Genomic DNA, 13,926 nt, shown 5'->3' on the forward strand with positions numbered 1-13,926 from the left:
GTGCAAGAAATGACTCTTCTCCTGTTCTCGTACACTGGCTAAGCTCAGGGCATCCAGATGCCCGTTCGAGGTTTCCCGCATGTCGCAATCCGCCCTCGCTGTCGCCCAGATGATCCTCGATGGCTTCGACGATTACCGTGAGCACTTCCGCCAGATCACCGATGGCGCTCGTGAGCGTTTTGAGAGGGCTCAGTGGCAGCAGGGGCAGGCGGCATCGGCGGCACGGATCAACCTCTATGAGGAAAAGGTCAGTGAAGTGACTGCGCGCCTGCGCGAACACTTCGATGACGGCACACTGCTTGATATCGACACGTGGCCCGTGGTGAAAAGCGCCTACATCGGGCTGATCGACCTGCGTTTCGACGATGAACTGTCCGAGACCTGGTACAACTCGATCTTCTGCGGGCTGTTCAGTCATGACCTGATCAGTGACGGCTGCATGTTCATCCACACCACCCGGCCCAGCCTGCGCCGGGCACGGGCCGCGCAGACGCGCACGTACACGCCCGCCGGGAACATCCCGCAAATGCTCGCGCAGATCTTTGCCGACTACCGTTTTAGTGAACCCTACGCGGACCTGGCAAGCGACCTGCACCGCCTCGAAACCCAACTGCGGGAAAACCTGCCGGACTGGGTGTGCAAGGACCCGGACCTCAAGGTCGAGCTGTTTTCCTCGGTGCTCTACCGCAACAAGGGCGCCTACCTTGTAGGACGCATCTATACCCGCGACGAACAATGGCCGCTGGTGATTCCCCTGTTGCACCGTGAAGGGCAGGGCATCCAGATCGACGCGTTGATCACCGACGAAGCTGAGGTGTCGATCATCTTTTCGTTCACCCGCTCCTACTTCATGGTGGATGTACCGGTGCCGGCGGAATTCGTCGGCTTTCTCAAGCGTATCCTGCCGGGCAAGCACATCGCCGAGCTGTACACTTCCATCGGCTTCTACAAGCACGGCAAGTCGGAGTTTTACCGCGCGCTGATCAACCACCTGGCGACCACCGATGATCAATTCATCATGGCCCCCGGCGTGCGTGGCATGGTCATGAGCGTGTTTACCCTGCCGGGCTTCAACACGGTGTTCAAGATCATCAAGGACCGCTTTTCGCCGTCGAAAAACGTTAACCGCGCCACGGTGATCGAGAAGTACCGCCTGGTTAAAAGCGTCGACCGGGTCGGGCGCATGGCCGATACCCAGGAGTTCGCCGACTTCCGTTTCCCCTTGAGTAAATTCGAGCCCGAATGCCTGGCCGAACTGCTGGAAGTCGCCGCCGGTACCGTCGAAGTGGAAGGCGACACCGTGTTGATCCGCCACTGCTGGACTGAACGACGCATGACCCCGCTCAACCTCTATCTCGACAACGCCAACCCCGCCCAGGTGCGTGAAGCCCTGGAAGACTACGGCCTGGCGATCAAGCAACTGGCGGCGGCGAATATCTTCCCCGGCGACATGCTTTTGAAGAACTTCGGTGTCACCCGCCACGGCCGTGTGGTGTTCTACGACTACGACGAAATCTGCTTTCTCACCGAGGCCAACTTCCGCCACATCCCCGCGCCGCGCACCCCCGAGGATGAAATGGCTTCGGAACCCTGGTATTCCATTGGCCCGCTGGATGTATTCCCCGAGGAGTTCCCGCCGTTCCTGTTCGCCGATGCTGGCCAGCGCAAGCTGTTTGATGAGCTGCATGGCGAGCTGTACAACGCCGATTACTGGAAAGGGCTGCAGGAGGCGATTCGTGCCGGTAAGGTCATCGACGTGTTCCCGTACAGGCGCAAAGACCGCGATAACGAATGAGGGGCGCGCGCTTTGGCGGTTTTCTGCGACAATCCGCCCCCTGCATAAATAGACGACCTATACGTACCTGATGACTGATCAAGCGCCCGCTATCGACCAATTGCTGAACAACCTCGACCACGCCATGCTCGCCGACCGCCACCGCTTGCGGCGGCAGCTGCTTGAGTTGCGCAAGAAGCCCGACGAGGAAAAGTTGGCGCAATGGGTTGCGCGCATGCAGGCGTCCTGCGCCCAGGTCACGGCGCGGCGTGCCAGCCTGCCGGTGATCCGTTATGACGACAGCTTGCCGATCGCGGCCAAGCGCGATGAAATCAAAGAGGCGCTGAACAAGCACCAGGTGCTGATCATTGCTGGCGAGACCGGTTCGGGTAAAACCACCCAGTTACCGAAGATCTGCCTGGAAATCGGGCGTGGCCAGTTCGGCCTGATCGGTCACACCCAGCCACGCCGGATTGCCGCGCGTAGCGTGGCCAGCCGCGTCGCCGAAGAGCTGGCCACGCCCTTGGGCGCGCTGGTCGGCTATCAGGTGCGCTTCGAAGACCAGAGTGACTCCAATACCCTGATCAAGCTGATGACCGACGGCATCCTGCTGGCGGAAACCCAGAACGATCGCTACCTGGAACGCTACGACACGATCATTGTCGACGAAGCCCACGAACGCAGCCTGAACATCGACTTCTTGCTGGGCTACCTGAAAACCCTGCTGCCGCGTCGCCCGGACCTGAAGGTCATCATCACCTCGGCGACCATCGACCTGGAGCGCTTCTCCAAGCATTTCGACGATGCGCCGATTGTCGAGGTGTCGGGCCGTACTTTCCCGGTAGACACCTGGTATCGCCCGCTGACCTTGGAACAGGATGAAGAAGGCAACCGCGTCGAGGACGACTTGACCGTTGACCAGGCGATCCTCGCCACCCTGGATGAAATCGCCGCCTATGAGCGCAGCGAACGGCGCAGCCCCGGCGATGTGCTGGTGTTCCTGCCGGGAGAGCGTGAGATTCGTGACGCTGCCGAGATGCTGCGCAAGGCCCAGCTCAAGCACACCGAAATCCTGCCGTTGTATGCGCGCCTGTCGCCAGCCGAACAGCAGCGCATCTTCCAATCCCACCCGGGGCGTCGCGTGGTGCTGGCGACCAACGTTGCGGAAACCTCGCTGACCGTGCCGGGCATTCGTTATGTGATCGACAGCGGCACCGCGCGCATCAGCCGTTACAGCTACCGCGCCAAGGTGCAGCGTCTGCCGATCGAGGCGATCTCCCAGGCCAGCGCCAACCAGCGTAAAGGCCGTTGCGGCCGGGTCGAGCCGGGCATTTGTGTGCGCTTGTACAGCGAAGAGGATTTTATCGGGCGTCCGGAGTTTACCGATCCCGAAATCCTGCGCACCAACCTCGCCGCAGTGATCCTGCAGATGCTGCACCTGCGCCTCGGCGAGATCACCGATTTCCCGTTTATCGAACCGCCGGACGGCAAGGCCATCAGCGACGGCTTCAACCTGCTGCAAGAGCTGTCGGCGGTGGACCGCAACAGCCAGCTCACGCCACTGGGTCGCCAATTGGCACGCCTGCCGGTGGACCCGCGCATGGGCCGCATGCTGCTGGAAGCCGCCAAGCTCGGCAGCTTGCAGGAAGTACTGATCGTCGCCAGCGCCATGTCGATCCAGGACCCGCGCGAGCGTCCGCCGGAACGCCAGCAAGCCGCGGATCAGGCTCACGCACAGTGGAAAGATCCGGATTCGGACTTTGCCGGGCTGGTCAATCTATGGCGCGGCTTTGAAGAGCAGCGCCAGGAACTCACCGCCAGCCCGCTGCGCAACTGGTGCCGCAAGAACTTCCTCAACTACCTGCGCTTGCGCGAGTGGCGCGATTCCCATCGTCAGTTGAGCCTGATCTGCCGCGACATGCAGCTGACGGTCAACAAAGAGCCGGCGGACTTCCCGAAACTGCACAAGGCGGTGTTGTCCGGGCTGCTCAGCCAGATCGGCCAGAAAACCGAAGACGGCGATTACCTCGGCGCGCGTCAGCGCCGCTTCTGGATTCACCCGTCGTCGGGCATCGGCAAAAAGCGCCCGCAATGGCTGATGACCGCCGAACTGGTGGAAACCACCAAGCTGTATGCGCGCATGGTCGCCAAGATCGACGCCGACTGGATCGAGCCGCTGGCTGGTCACCTGATCAAGAAAAACCACTTCGAACCCCACTGGGAGAAGAAGCGTGGGCAGGTCGTGGCCTTTGAGCAGATCACGCTGTTCGGGCTGATTGTGGTCGGGCGTCGCCCGGTGCATTACGGTCCGATTGACCCGGTGGTGTCCCGCGAGCTGTTTATCCGCGAGGGCCTGGTGCGTGGCGAGATCCAGTCGCGGGCCAAGTGCCTCACGGCCAACCAGCAACTGCTGGAACAGCTCGACGAGTTGGAAGCCAAGGCGCGCCGTCGTGACATTCTGGCGGATGAAGAAACCCTGTATGCCTTCTACGACGCGCGGTTGCCGGCGGAGATCCACCAGACTGCGACCTTCGACAGCTGGTACAAAATCAACAGCCAGAAAGACCCCCAACTGCTGATCATGCGCGAAGAGGACGTGCTGGCCCGCGAAGCCAGTGAAGTCACCGCCGCGCATTATCCGGACACCCTGCACCTGGGTGACCTCGAACTGGCGTTGAGTTACCACTTCGAGCCCAACCACCCGCGTGATGGCGTGACCTTGCGCGTGCCGGCACCGTTGCTGCCGGCCTTGCCACCCGAGCGTCTGGAGTGGCTGGTGCCGGGGGTGATCGAAGCCAAGTGCATTGCCCTGGTGCGCAACCTGCCCAAGGCGCTGCGCAAAAACTTCGTGCCGGTGCCGGACTTCGTCAAGGCCGCGCTGCAACGCATCGAGTTCGGCCAGGGTTCGTTGCCCCAGGCGCTGGGGCGCGAGTTGCTGCGCATGACGGGTGCGCGGGTCAGCGATGAAGCCTGGGCCGAAGCCGCGCAGCAGGTGGAAAGCCACCTGAAGATGAACCTGGAAGTGGTCGACGGCCAGGGCACGTTCCTGGGTGAAGGCCGCGACCTGGCCGAACTGACCGCGCGTTTTGCCGAGGCCAGCCAGGCAGCGTTGGCGGTGCCGCAAACCGCGAAAAGCCAACAGCCGGTTGAAGCCAAAGTGTTTGCGGCGGTGGCGGAAAAGACCCAGCAGAAGATCGCCGGGCTGTCGATGACGGTGTATCCGGCGTTGGTGGAAGAAGGCGGCACGGTCAAAGAGGGGCGCTTCTCCACCGCTGCCGAAGCTGAATTCCAACATCGCCGCGCCTTGCAACGCCTGCTGATGCAGCAGTTGGCAGAACCGGCAAAATTCCTGCGCGGCAAATTGCCGGGCTTGACTGAGCTGGGCCTGATGTACCGCGAGCTGGGCCGCATCGATGCGTTGGTAGAAGACATCCTGCTGGCCAGCCTCGACACCTGCGTACTCGAAGGCGAAACCAACCTGCCGCGTGATGGTGCCGGTCTGGCTGCCTTGGCCGAGCGCAAGCGCGGCAGTTGGACCGAACACGCCGAGCGCCTGGCGCGCTTGACCCTGGATGTGCTGAAACTGTGGCACGGCCTGCAAAAACGCTTCAAAGGCAAGATCGACCTCGCCCAAGCCGTGGCGCTGAACGACATCAAGCAGCAACTGAGCCACCTGGTGTACCCAGGTTTCGTGCGGGAAACCCCGGCGCACTGGTTCAAGGAGTTGCCGCGTTACCTCAAGGCCATCGAGTTGCGCCTGGAGAAACTGCCGAGCCAGGTGCAAAAGGACCGGGTGTGGAGCGGCGAACTGGCCGGCTTGTGGACGCACTACGAAAACCGTCTGAAAAAGCATGCCCAGGAAGGCAAGCGCGATCCTCAGCTGGAGCTCTATCGCTGGTGGTTGGAGGAATACCGGGTGTCGTTGTTTGCTCAGCAATTGGGCACCAAAGTGCCGATTTCCGATAAGCGCCTGAGTAAACAGTGGAGTTTGGTGGAGGCCTGAGATCGTTCCCGGTCTCAAGGACGACGCAGGTCCAATGTGGGAGCGGGCTTGCTCGCGAAGGCGGTGTGTCAGCCATACATGTAGCGACTGACTCACCGCCTTCGCGAGCAAGCCCGCCCCCACACTCGATTTAGGGTGCTTCGGTGAATGCAGTGTTTATTGGGGATATGGCGCCAAAACCCTGGGTTTGTGGCAAACTTCGCGGTTATAAATGCCGGGATCGTCGTGAAGGGCTGCGACGCGATGGAATAAAGCGATGCCAGTTTGATGTCCGCTGGGCGGGATCGAACTACTTATAGTTTGGTACGACGGTACCAATATCTTCTGCCTGACAGATTTAGAGGAACGACCGTGCATAACGTCGTCATCAGCGGCACTGGCCTGTACACCCCGGCCAACAGCATCTCCAACGAAGAGCTGGTGCAGTCTTTCAATGCCTACGTGCATCAGTTCAACAGCGACAACGCCGCCGCCATCGAGCGCGGTGACGTGCAGCCGCTGACTGAATCCAGCGCAGCCTTCATCGAAAAAGCCTCGGGCATCAAGAGCCGCTTTGTGATGGACAAGGACGGCATTCTCGACCCGCAGCGCATGGCCCCACGCCTTCCCGAGCGCAGCAACGACGAATGGTCGGTGCTCTGCCAGATGGCCGTCGGCGCCGCCGAACAAGCACTGCAACGCGCGGGCAAGACCGCCGCCGACATCGACGGGGTGATCGTCGCCTGCTCCAACTTGCAACGTGCCTACCCGGCCATCGCCATTGAAGTCCAGGAGGCCCTGGGTATCGAAGGTTTTGGTTTTGACATGAACGTGGCGTGTTCCTCGGCCACCTTCGGCATCCAGAACGCGGCCAACAGCATCCAGCTGGGCCAGGCGCGGGCGATCTTGATGGTCAACCCGGAAGTCTGCACCGGCCACCTGAATTTCCGCGACCGCGACAGCCACTTCATCTTTGGTGACGCGGCAACGGCCGTGGTGCTGGAGCGCGCCGACCTGGCGACTTCCGAGCATCAGTTCGACGTGGTGAGCACCAAGCTGCTGACCAAGTTCTCCAATAACATCCGCAACAACTTCGGCTTCCTCAACCGCGCCGCGGAAGAAGGCATCGGCGCGCCGGACAAGCTGTTCGTGCAGGAAGGCCGCAAGGTGTTCCGCGACGTGTGCCCGATGGTGGCCGAGCTGATCGGTGTGCATTTGGAAGAAAACCAGCTGAACGTGGCCGATGTGAAGCGCTTCTGGCTGCACCAGGCCAACCTGAGCATGAACCACCTGATCGTGAAGAAACTGCTGGGCCGCGAAGCCTCGGTGGAAGAAGCGCCGGTGATCCTCGATACTTACGCCAATACCAGTTCGGCGGGCTCGGTGATCGCCTTCCACACCTATCAGGATGATTTGCCCAAGGGCTCCGTGGCGGTGCTCAGCTCGTTTGGCGCGGGCTATTCAATCGGTAGCGTGATCCTGCGCAAACGCTAAGACAATCGAGGTCTTGAATGGCAGCAGCGGACGACGCGCACCTGCTTGAACGGCTGCTCAAGGGTGAGCAGCGGGCCTACAAGGAACTGGTCACCACCTACCAAAGCGCCATGCGGGCGGTGGCCTACGCCATCGTCGGCCAGCGTCACGCCGACGAAGTCGTGCAGGACGCCTGGCTGTCGGTGGTGCGCAACCTGGCCAAGTTCGAAGGGCGTTCCAGCCTCAAGACCTGGCTGCTGACCATCACCGCCAACGCCGCCAAAGGACGCTACAAGCAGAATCGTCGCGAAGTGTTGCTCGACGACCTGCCTTCGCCCCACGGTACGCTTGGTGATGACCGTTTCTCCCCCGATGATGGTCACTGGGCCGTTGCCCCCTACGCCTGGCACCAGGACACCCCGGAAGCCCTGCTGACCGAGGATGAACTGCGCAAATGCCTGGAGCATACGTTGCTGAGCTTGTCTGAGTTGCAAAGCAGCGTGCTGGTGTTGCGTGAGCGCCAGGGGCTGGAGTTGGAAGAGATTTGTAATCTTCTGACGCTGTCGCTCTCCAATGTCCGTGTGCTGTTGCATCGAGCGCGGCTTAAAGTCTTCGCCACGGTGGAGCATTTTGAGGAAACGGGCGAATGTTGACCTGTAAAGAACAAGTGGCACGTTCCAGTGACTATCTCGATGGGCAATTGACCTTTCGCGAGCGTCTGCTGGTGCGTCATCACTTGATGTTCTGCCCGAACTGTCGCCGGTTTATCCGCCAGATGCGCCTGATGCAGGCGACGCTGAAGATCATGCCGGATGAGCCGGTAGAGGGTGTGGAGGCCTTGGCGCAGCGTCTGGCTGACGAGCGGCTCAAGCATCACAAAGACGGGGAATAAGCAGGCTCGCGTGGGTAGAGCGAACGGATGATGGGGAGCGATCCACCCACGCAAGACGGGTTCTGCCACCTCGGGCCGTCCTGGCCCAAGGTTTTCAACACTGAGCGTTAGAACTTGGCTTCTGCATCGAGCTGCAGGGTGTTGGTGTTCGCATCACGCTGGGTGCGGCTGGCGTAGTCGGCCTTGGTCAGGAAGTAGGTGGCACCGAGAGCGAAGTTCTTGTCGATGTCGTAGCTGACCTTCATCTTATGCCCGCGCGAACCGGTGGTGCCGTTGGCGAAGTCCGAGTCGGTGAAGGCACCCACCACGGCATTACGTTGAATGTCGCGGTAGTTGTAGTCCAGGTTGAAACCGAACACCTTGGACTTGGCGCCGATCAGCCAGGCGGTGTCCTGGTCGGTCACGGCATCGTTGTTTTTCACGTACTGGCCGTAGAACGCCAGCGGTACTGCCAGGCCGCCGATGTCGGCTTGGGCAAAACCTTCATACAAACGGAACTGGTTGTCGGCCGAGTTACCGTTGACCGCCAGTGCGCAAGGCGTGGTGGTGGTTGTGCAACGGCTGTCCTTGTCGTTCTGGTAGGCGTAGACGCTGCCGCCCAGGGTCATTTTCAGGTTGTCGGTGACCGAAAAGCGCGTCCCCAACTGGCCTGAGGTCAGGCGCAGGTCGTGGCGGAATTGCACGCCGTCGCCGTCGACGTTGTCCTTGAGGTTGTAGTTACCGAGGCTGCCGAACAGCTCGGCACTGCTGCCCAGTGGGTATTTGTAAGTCAGGGCCAGGCCTTCAGGGTTGATGTCGCTATCCCAGATGACGTCGCCCATGCTCACCCACGGTTGCAGCATTTTGCCGCCGATCACGTGCAGGTTCTTGATCTGGTCCGGGTGATAGTCGATGTAGCCGAGGTCCAGCCAGATCGACTTCTTGTCGAAGTAGTTGTCCTGGTCCTGGTTGGTCGAACGAGCATCGTCGCTGCTGCCGGTGGCAATGCGGATGCCCGTGTCGACTTGCGAGTTGATCTCGGTGTAGGCGCCCAGGCGGGCACGGATGCGTTGACGGTCCTTGTCGCGGCCGCCATTGTTGGATTCGCCCTGGATCTTCACGTTTTCCTGGCGGAAACGTACGTCACCCTTGAACTGAGTCTTGGCCGCCCAGGCCAGCTTCTGGTCGAAGCTGCTCAGCTCGTTGGTTTTCTTCGCGGTGGCCGCGATCTGTTCGTTGGTCTCTTGTTGAGCTTGCCGTGCGATCTGCTGTTCTTTCTGGTCTTTGGCCAGTTCGCTTTGCAGTTCGGTGTACTGCGCTGCGGTGATCTGGCCGTTGGCCTTGAGCATGTCGAGCAATTTAGCGTCGACTGCAGCGCTGGCTGGAACGCTCAGGGCCAGTAACAGGCCGCCGCACAGAACCGCCGCAGTTTTAGTGGAAGCAAGACGCATATCAATCTCCGAAAGTGAGGAGGGATGGCTAACCATCCAGGACACAACCGACCGATGACGGACGGAAAAATAGCCGCCGGGTAGAACCAGGCGCTCTAAAAACAGGCGTCAGTATCACGATCGTTTATGACGGAGCAGTGGCGAAGTGATGTCATCTAGATGACAAATTTTTCATGTTCGGAACTATTGGTTTAGTGCCTTGTCGCGCGAAACGGGGGTGTGCCAAGGCCGGCAATCAGCGATACTCGCCAGGCTTTCACGCCCCAAACCAGTGAGGATGCCGATGCCGTTGCAACGCCTGGACAGCCTGTCCGAAATCGCCCCGCAAACCTGGGATGCACTGGTGCCACAGGCCCAGCCGTTCGTGCGGCACGCGTTCCTGAGCGCATTGGAAGACAGCGCCAGCCTGGGCCCGCAATCGGGTTGGCAGCCGGAGCATTTGTTGCATTGGGAGGGCGATCGGCTGGTGGCGGCGCTGCCCAGTTACCGCAAGTGGCATTCCTACGGCGAATATGTGTTTGATCACGGTTGGGCGGATGCCTGCGAGCGGGCTGGCATTGAGTACTACCCTAAGTTGCTGACTGCCGTGCCTTTCAGTCCGGTCAGTGGGCCACGCCTGCTGGCGGCGAGTGCAGACGAGGGTTTCGAACTGCTGAAAAGCCTGCCGGGTTACCTGGAAATTGAAGGCCTCTCCAGTGCTCACATCAACTTCACTGACGAGCTGGCCGACGCCGCGCTGGCCCAACATCCGGGCTGGCTGCAGCGCCTGGGCTGTCAGTTTCACTGGCAGAACCGGGGTTACCGCGACTTCCAGGACTTTCTCGATGCGCTGAGTTCGCGCAAGCGCAAACAGATGCGCAAAGAGCGCGAACAAGTGGCGGGGCAGGGCATCGACTTCGAGTGGCTGCGCGGCCACGAACTGAGCGAGGCGCAGTGGGATTTTGTCTACGCCTGCTACGCCAACACCTACGCTATCCGCCGTCAATCGCCCTACCTGACTCGCGCGTTCTTCAGCCTGCTGGCCGAGCGCATGCCCGAAGCGATCCGCGTGGTACTGGCCAAACAAGGCGCACGCCCGGTGGCCATGGCCTTCAGCCTGATCGGCGGCGACAGTTTCTACGGTCGCTACTGGGGCTGCCTGGCGGAGTTCGACCGCCTGCATTTCGAAACCTGTTTCTATCAAGGTATGGACTACGCCATTGCCCACGGCCTGCAACGCTTCGACGCGGGGGCCCAGGGTGAGCACAAGTTGATTCGCGGGTTTGAGCCGGTGATTACACGGTCATGGCACTACCTGCGCCATCCGGGTTTGAAGAATGCCGTGGAGGATTTCCTCGAGCGCGAGCGGGTGGGGATCGTGGCGTATGCCGAGGAGGCGAGGACGGCCCTGCCTTATCGGCAGGTGTAACGCTCGGGGCCCGCTGTAGGAGCGTGCTTGCTCGCGAAGAACCAAGACCCCACGTAAAACCAGACCGCCCGCGTTATCCTTGACGTTTTTCGTGAGCACGCTCGCTCCTGCAGAGTGGGCTAGGTCGGTTCCTCCTTGCCCAGCCAGCGGTAGGTGACACCACCGATTACCGCGCCCAGGATCGGCGCGAGCCAGAACATCCACAATTGCTGGATCGCCCACCCGCCGACGATCAGGGCCGGACCGGTACTGCGGGCCGGGTTGACCGAGGTGTTGGTCACGGGAATGGAGATCAAGTGGATGAGTGTCAGCGCCAGGCCGATGGCGATGGGCGCAAGGCCCGGCGGGGCACGGCGGTCGGTGGCGCCGAGGATGATCACCACGAACATGGCGGTCATTACCAGCTCACAGACAAACCCCGCCACCATCGAATAACCGCCGGGCGAGTGCTCGCCATAGCCGTTGGACGCCAGGCCCGACGCCAGTTCGAACCCCGGTTTACCACTGGCAATGAAATACAGCAGCGCAGCGGCGATCGTACCGCCGACCACCTGCGCCACGATGTACGCCGGCAGTTCCCTGGCCGGAAACCGTCCGCCCACGATCAGCCCTACCGACACCGCCGGGTTGAGGTGACAACCGCTGATATGCCCGATGGCGAACGCCATGGTCAGCACCGTGAGCCCGAATGCCAGGGACACACCCAACAACCCGATCCCGACTGCAGGAAACGCTGCGGCCAACACCGCACTCCCGCAACCGCCCAACACCAACCAAAACGTACCTAACCCCTCTGTGAGTGAACGCTTGAACAAAGACATGCAACCCGTCCTTGATAGATCGCTCTACCGGATCTGTAAATCAGTGATGCTCCCTGCAGATTTACTTCAGCGCCCGTCTGGGCACTGCACTGATTACAGCACGGTTGCGGCACAAATCCAGGGCATGAAAAAGCGCCAGGGTCCGATGAGTTCGCAAGCCTGGCGCTGAGCGAATGTGGGAGCGGGCTTGCTCGCGAATGCGGAGTGTCAGTCACTGGATGTCTTGACTGATTCAACGCATTCGCGAGCAAGCCCGCTCCCACATTTTTGATTGTGTATAAGCTCGGAATTGTCAGTCGATACCGACAAACCCACCCGTCTGATGCTGCCACAACCGCGCATACAGCCCGCCATGGGCGAGCAATTCGGCGTGGCTGCCGCTCTCGGCAATCTGGCCTTTCTCCAGCACCACCAGGCGATCCATTCGCGCAATGGTCGACAACCGGTGTGCGATTGCGATCACCGTCTTGCCCTGCATCAGGGTTTCCAGACTCTCCTGAATGGCGGCTTCCACTTCCGAGTCCAGCGCGGAGGTGGCTTCGTCCATGATCAGGATGGGCGCGTCCTTGAGCAGCACGCGGGCAATGGCGATACGTTGGCGTTGGCCGCCGGAGAGTTTTACCCCGCGCTCACCGACATGCGCGTCCAGTCCGGTGCGGCCCTCGGAGTCCGACAGCAGCGGGATGAACTCATCGGCGCGCGCCTTGTGCACGGCGGCCCAGAGTTCTTCATCGGTGGCGTCCGGTTTGCCGTACAGCAAGTTGTCGCGGATCGAGCGGTGCAGCAGCGACGTGTCCTGGGTGATCATGCCGATCTGTTCGCGCAAACTTTCCTGGGCGACGTCGGCGATGTTCTGGCCGTCGATCAGGATGCGCCCACCTTGCAGGTCGTAGAGGCGCAGCAGCAGGTTGACCAGGGTCGACTTGCCCGCACCGGACGGGCCGATCAACCCGATCTTTTCACCGGCCTTGATCTCAAGGTTGAGGCCGCCAATGATCCCGCTCTTCTTGCCATAGTGGAAATCCACCTGCTCGAAGCGCACTTCGCCATGGGGCACGCTCAGGCGCGGGGCATTGTCGCGGTCGATCACGGCCAGTGGTTGGGCGATGGTCTTCAGGCCGTCCTGCACCTGGCCGATGTTTTCGAAAATGCCGTTGACCACCCACATGATCCAGCCGGACATGTTGACGATACGGATCACCAAACCGGTGGCCAGTGCAATCGCGCCCACCGAGATCAGCGACTGCGTCCACAACCACAGCGCCAGGCCGGTGGTAGTGACGATCAGCAGGCCGTTCATGGTGGTGATCACGATGTCCATGCTGGTCACCACGCGGCTGGCCAGCTGGGTTTTTTCGGTCTGCTCGATGATCGCTTCCTTGGCGTATTCCTGCTCATAACGGGTATGGGCGAACAACTTCAAGGTGGTGATGTTGGTGTAGCCGTCGACGATGCGGCCCATCAATTTGGAGCGCGCTTCGGAAGAAATCACCGAGCGTTCCTTCACCCGTGGCACGAAGTAGCGCAGCGCCAGGCCGTAGCAAATGATCCAGGTCACCAGCGGGATCATCAGACGCCAGTCGGCTTCGGCAAACAGCACCAGGGAACTGATGGCGTAGATCGCTACGTGCCAGATCGCATCCACCGCCGCCACCGCAGAGTCGCGCAGGGAGTTGCCGGTTTGCATGATGCGCTGGGCAATACGCCCGGCGAAATCGTTCTGGAAGAAATTCAGGCTCTGCTTGAGCACGTAACTGTGGTTCTGCCAGCGGATCAGGCTGGTCATGCCGGGGCTGATGGTCTGGTGCACCAGCAGGTCATGCAGGGCGCCGAAGATCGGGCGCAGCAGCAAGGCGACCACGGCCATCCAGATCAGCTCGGTGCTGTGAACCTGGAAGAAGTCTGCGGGCGGCGTGCCCTGGGCCAGGTCGATGATGCGACTCAGGTAGCTGAACAGCGCGACTTCGATCAGTGCACCGATCAGGCCCACCACCAGCAAGGCGGCGAAGTGCGGCCACACCTGGCGCAGGTAGTAGAGGTAGAAAGGCAGGACTTTGTCGGGCGGGGCGGCGCTGGGGGCGTCGCGGAAAATATCGATCAGTTGTTCAAAACGACGATAGAGCATTAGGTATGACCCGCGTGGCGG

At 61.0% G+C, this 13,926-nt stretch carries 9 protein-coding genes; 6 read left to right on the top strand and 3 right to left on the bottom strand.

Going from position 1 to position 13,926, the window contains the following annotated elements; all coding sequences use genetic code 11:
* The first annotated feature begins 79 nt into the window (after positions 1-79).
* The 5 genes from aceK to AB4O08_RS20250 all read left to right on the top strand — a co-directional run bounded on the left by aceK (position 80) and on the right by AB4O08_RS20250 (position 8,121).
* Positions 80-1,795 (top strand): bifunctional isocitrate dehydrogenase kinase/phosphatase, encoded by a 1,716-nt coding sequence (aceK, locus tag AB4O08_RS20230; RefSeq protein ID WP_021490891.1) that lies wholly within the window; start codon positions 80-82, stop codon positions 1,793-1,795.
* A 70-nt stretch (positions 1,796-1,865) separates the two neighbouring features.
* Entirely contained in the window at positions 1,866-5,777 is a 3,912-nt protein-coding gene (gene hrpA, locus AB4O08_RS20235) for an ATP-dependent RNA helicase HrpA (RefSeq protein ID WP_256454556.1), read from the top strand.
* A gap of 351 nt (positions 5,778-6,128) precedes the next feature.
* Entirely contained in the window at positions 6,129-7,250 is a 1,122-nt protein-coding gene (locus AB4O08_RS20240; protein ID WP_010208605.1) for a beta-ketoacyl-ACP synthase III, read from the top strand.
* Between the two features lie 17 nt (positions 7,251-7,267).
* A complete protein-coding gene (locus tag AB4O08_RS20245; protein WP_010208606.1) occupies positions 7,268-7,882 on the top strand; it encodes an RNA polymerase sigma factor in 615 nt (204 codons plus the stop codon).
* Positions 7,876-8,121 carry an anti-sigma factor family protein gene (locus AB4O08_RS20250; protein ID WP_010208608.1) on the top strand — a complete coding sequence of 82 codons (246 nt, stop codon included), beginning with the start codon at positions 7,876-7,878 and terminating at the stop codon, positions 8,119-8,121. Before AB4O08_RS20245 ends, AB4O08_RS20250 begins: the two co-directional genes overlap by 7 nt.
* A gap of 107 nt (positions 8,122-8,228) precedes the next feature.
* Here AB4O08_RS20250 and AB4O08_RS20255 read toward each other — a convergent pair whose 3' ends face one another.
* On the bottom strand, positions 8,229-9,551 hold the full coding sequence (locus tag AB4O08_RS20255) for a putative porin (protein ID WP_256454557.1): 1,323 nt from the start codon (positions 9,549-9,551) through the stop codon (positions 8,229-8,231).
* Between the two features lie 283 nt (positions 9,552-9,834).
* Between AB4O08_RS20255 and AB4O08_RS20260 the strand changes: the two genes are divergently transcribed.
* Complete coding sequence (locus AB4O08_RS20260) at positions 9,835-10,959, top strand: GNAT family N-acetyltransferase (RefSeq protein ID WP_010208611.1); 1,125 nt, start codon at positions 9,835-9,837, stop codon at positions 10,957-10,959.
* A 119-nt stretch (positions 10,960-11,078) separates the two neighbouring features.
* On the opposite strand, the gene aqpZ is transcribed toward AB4O08_RS20260, so the two are convergent.
* Positions 11,079-11,780 (bottom strand): aquaporin Z, encoded by a 702-nt coding sequence (gene aqpZ / locus AB4O08_RS20265; protein ID WP_460114307.1) that lies wholly within the window; start codon positions 11,778-11,780, stop codon positions 11,079-11,081.
* A 292-nt stretch (positions 11,781-12,072) separates the two neighbouring features.
* A complete protein-coding gene (locus AB4O08_RS20270) occupies positions 12,073-13,905 on the bottom strand; it encodes an ABC transporter ATP-binding protein (protein ID WP_010208613.1) in 1,833 nt (610 codons plus the stop codon).
* Positions 13,906-13,926: the final 21 nt, after the last annotated feature.

This window comes from Pseudomonas sp. H3_E07 (genome assembly GCF_054668895.1).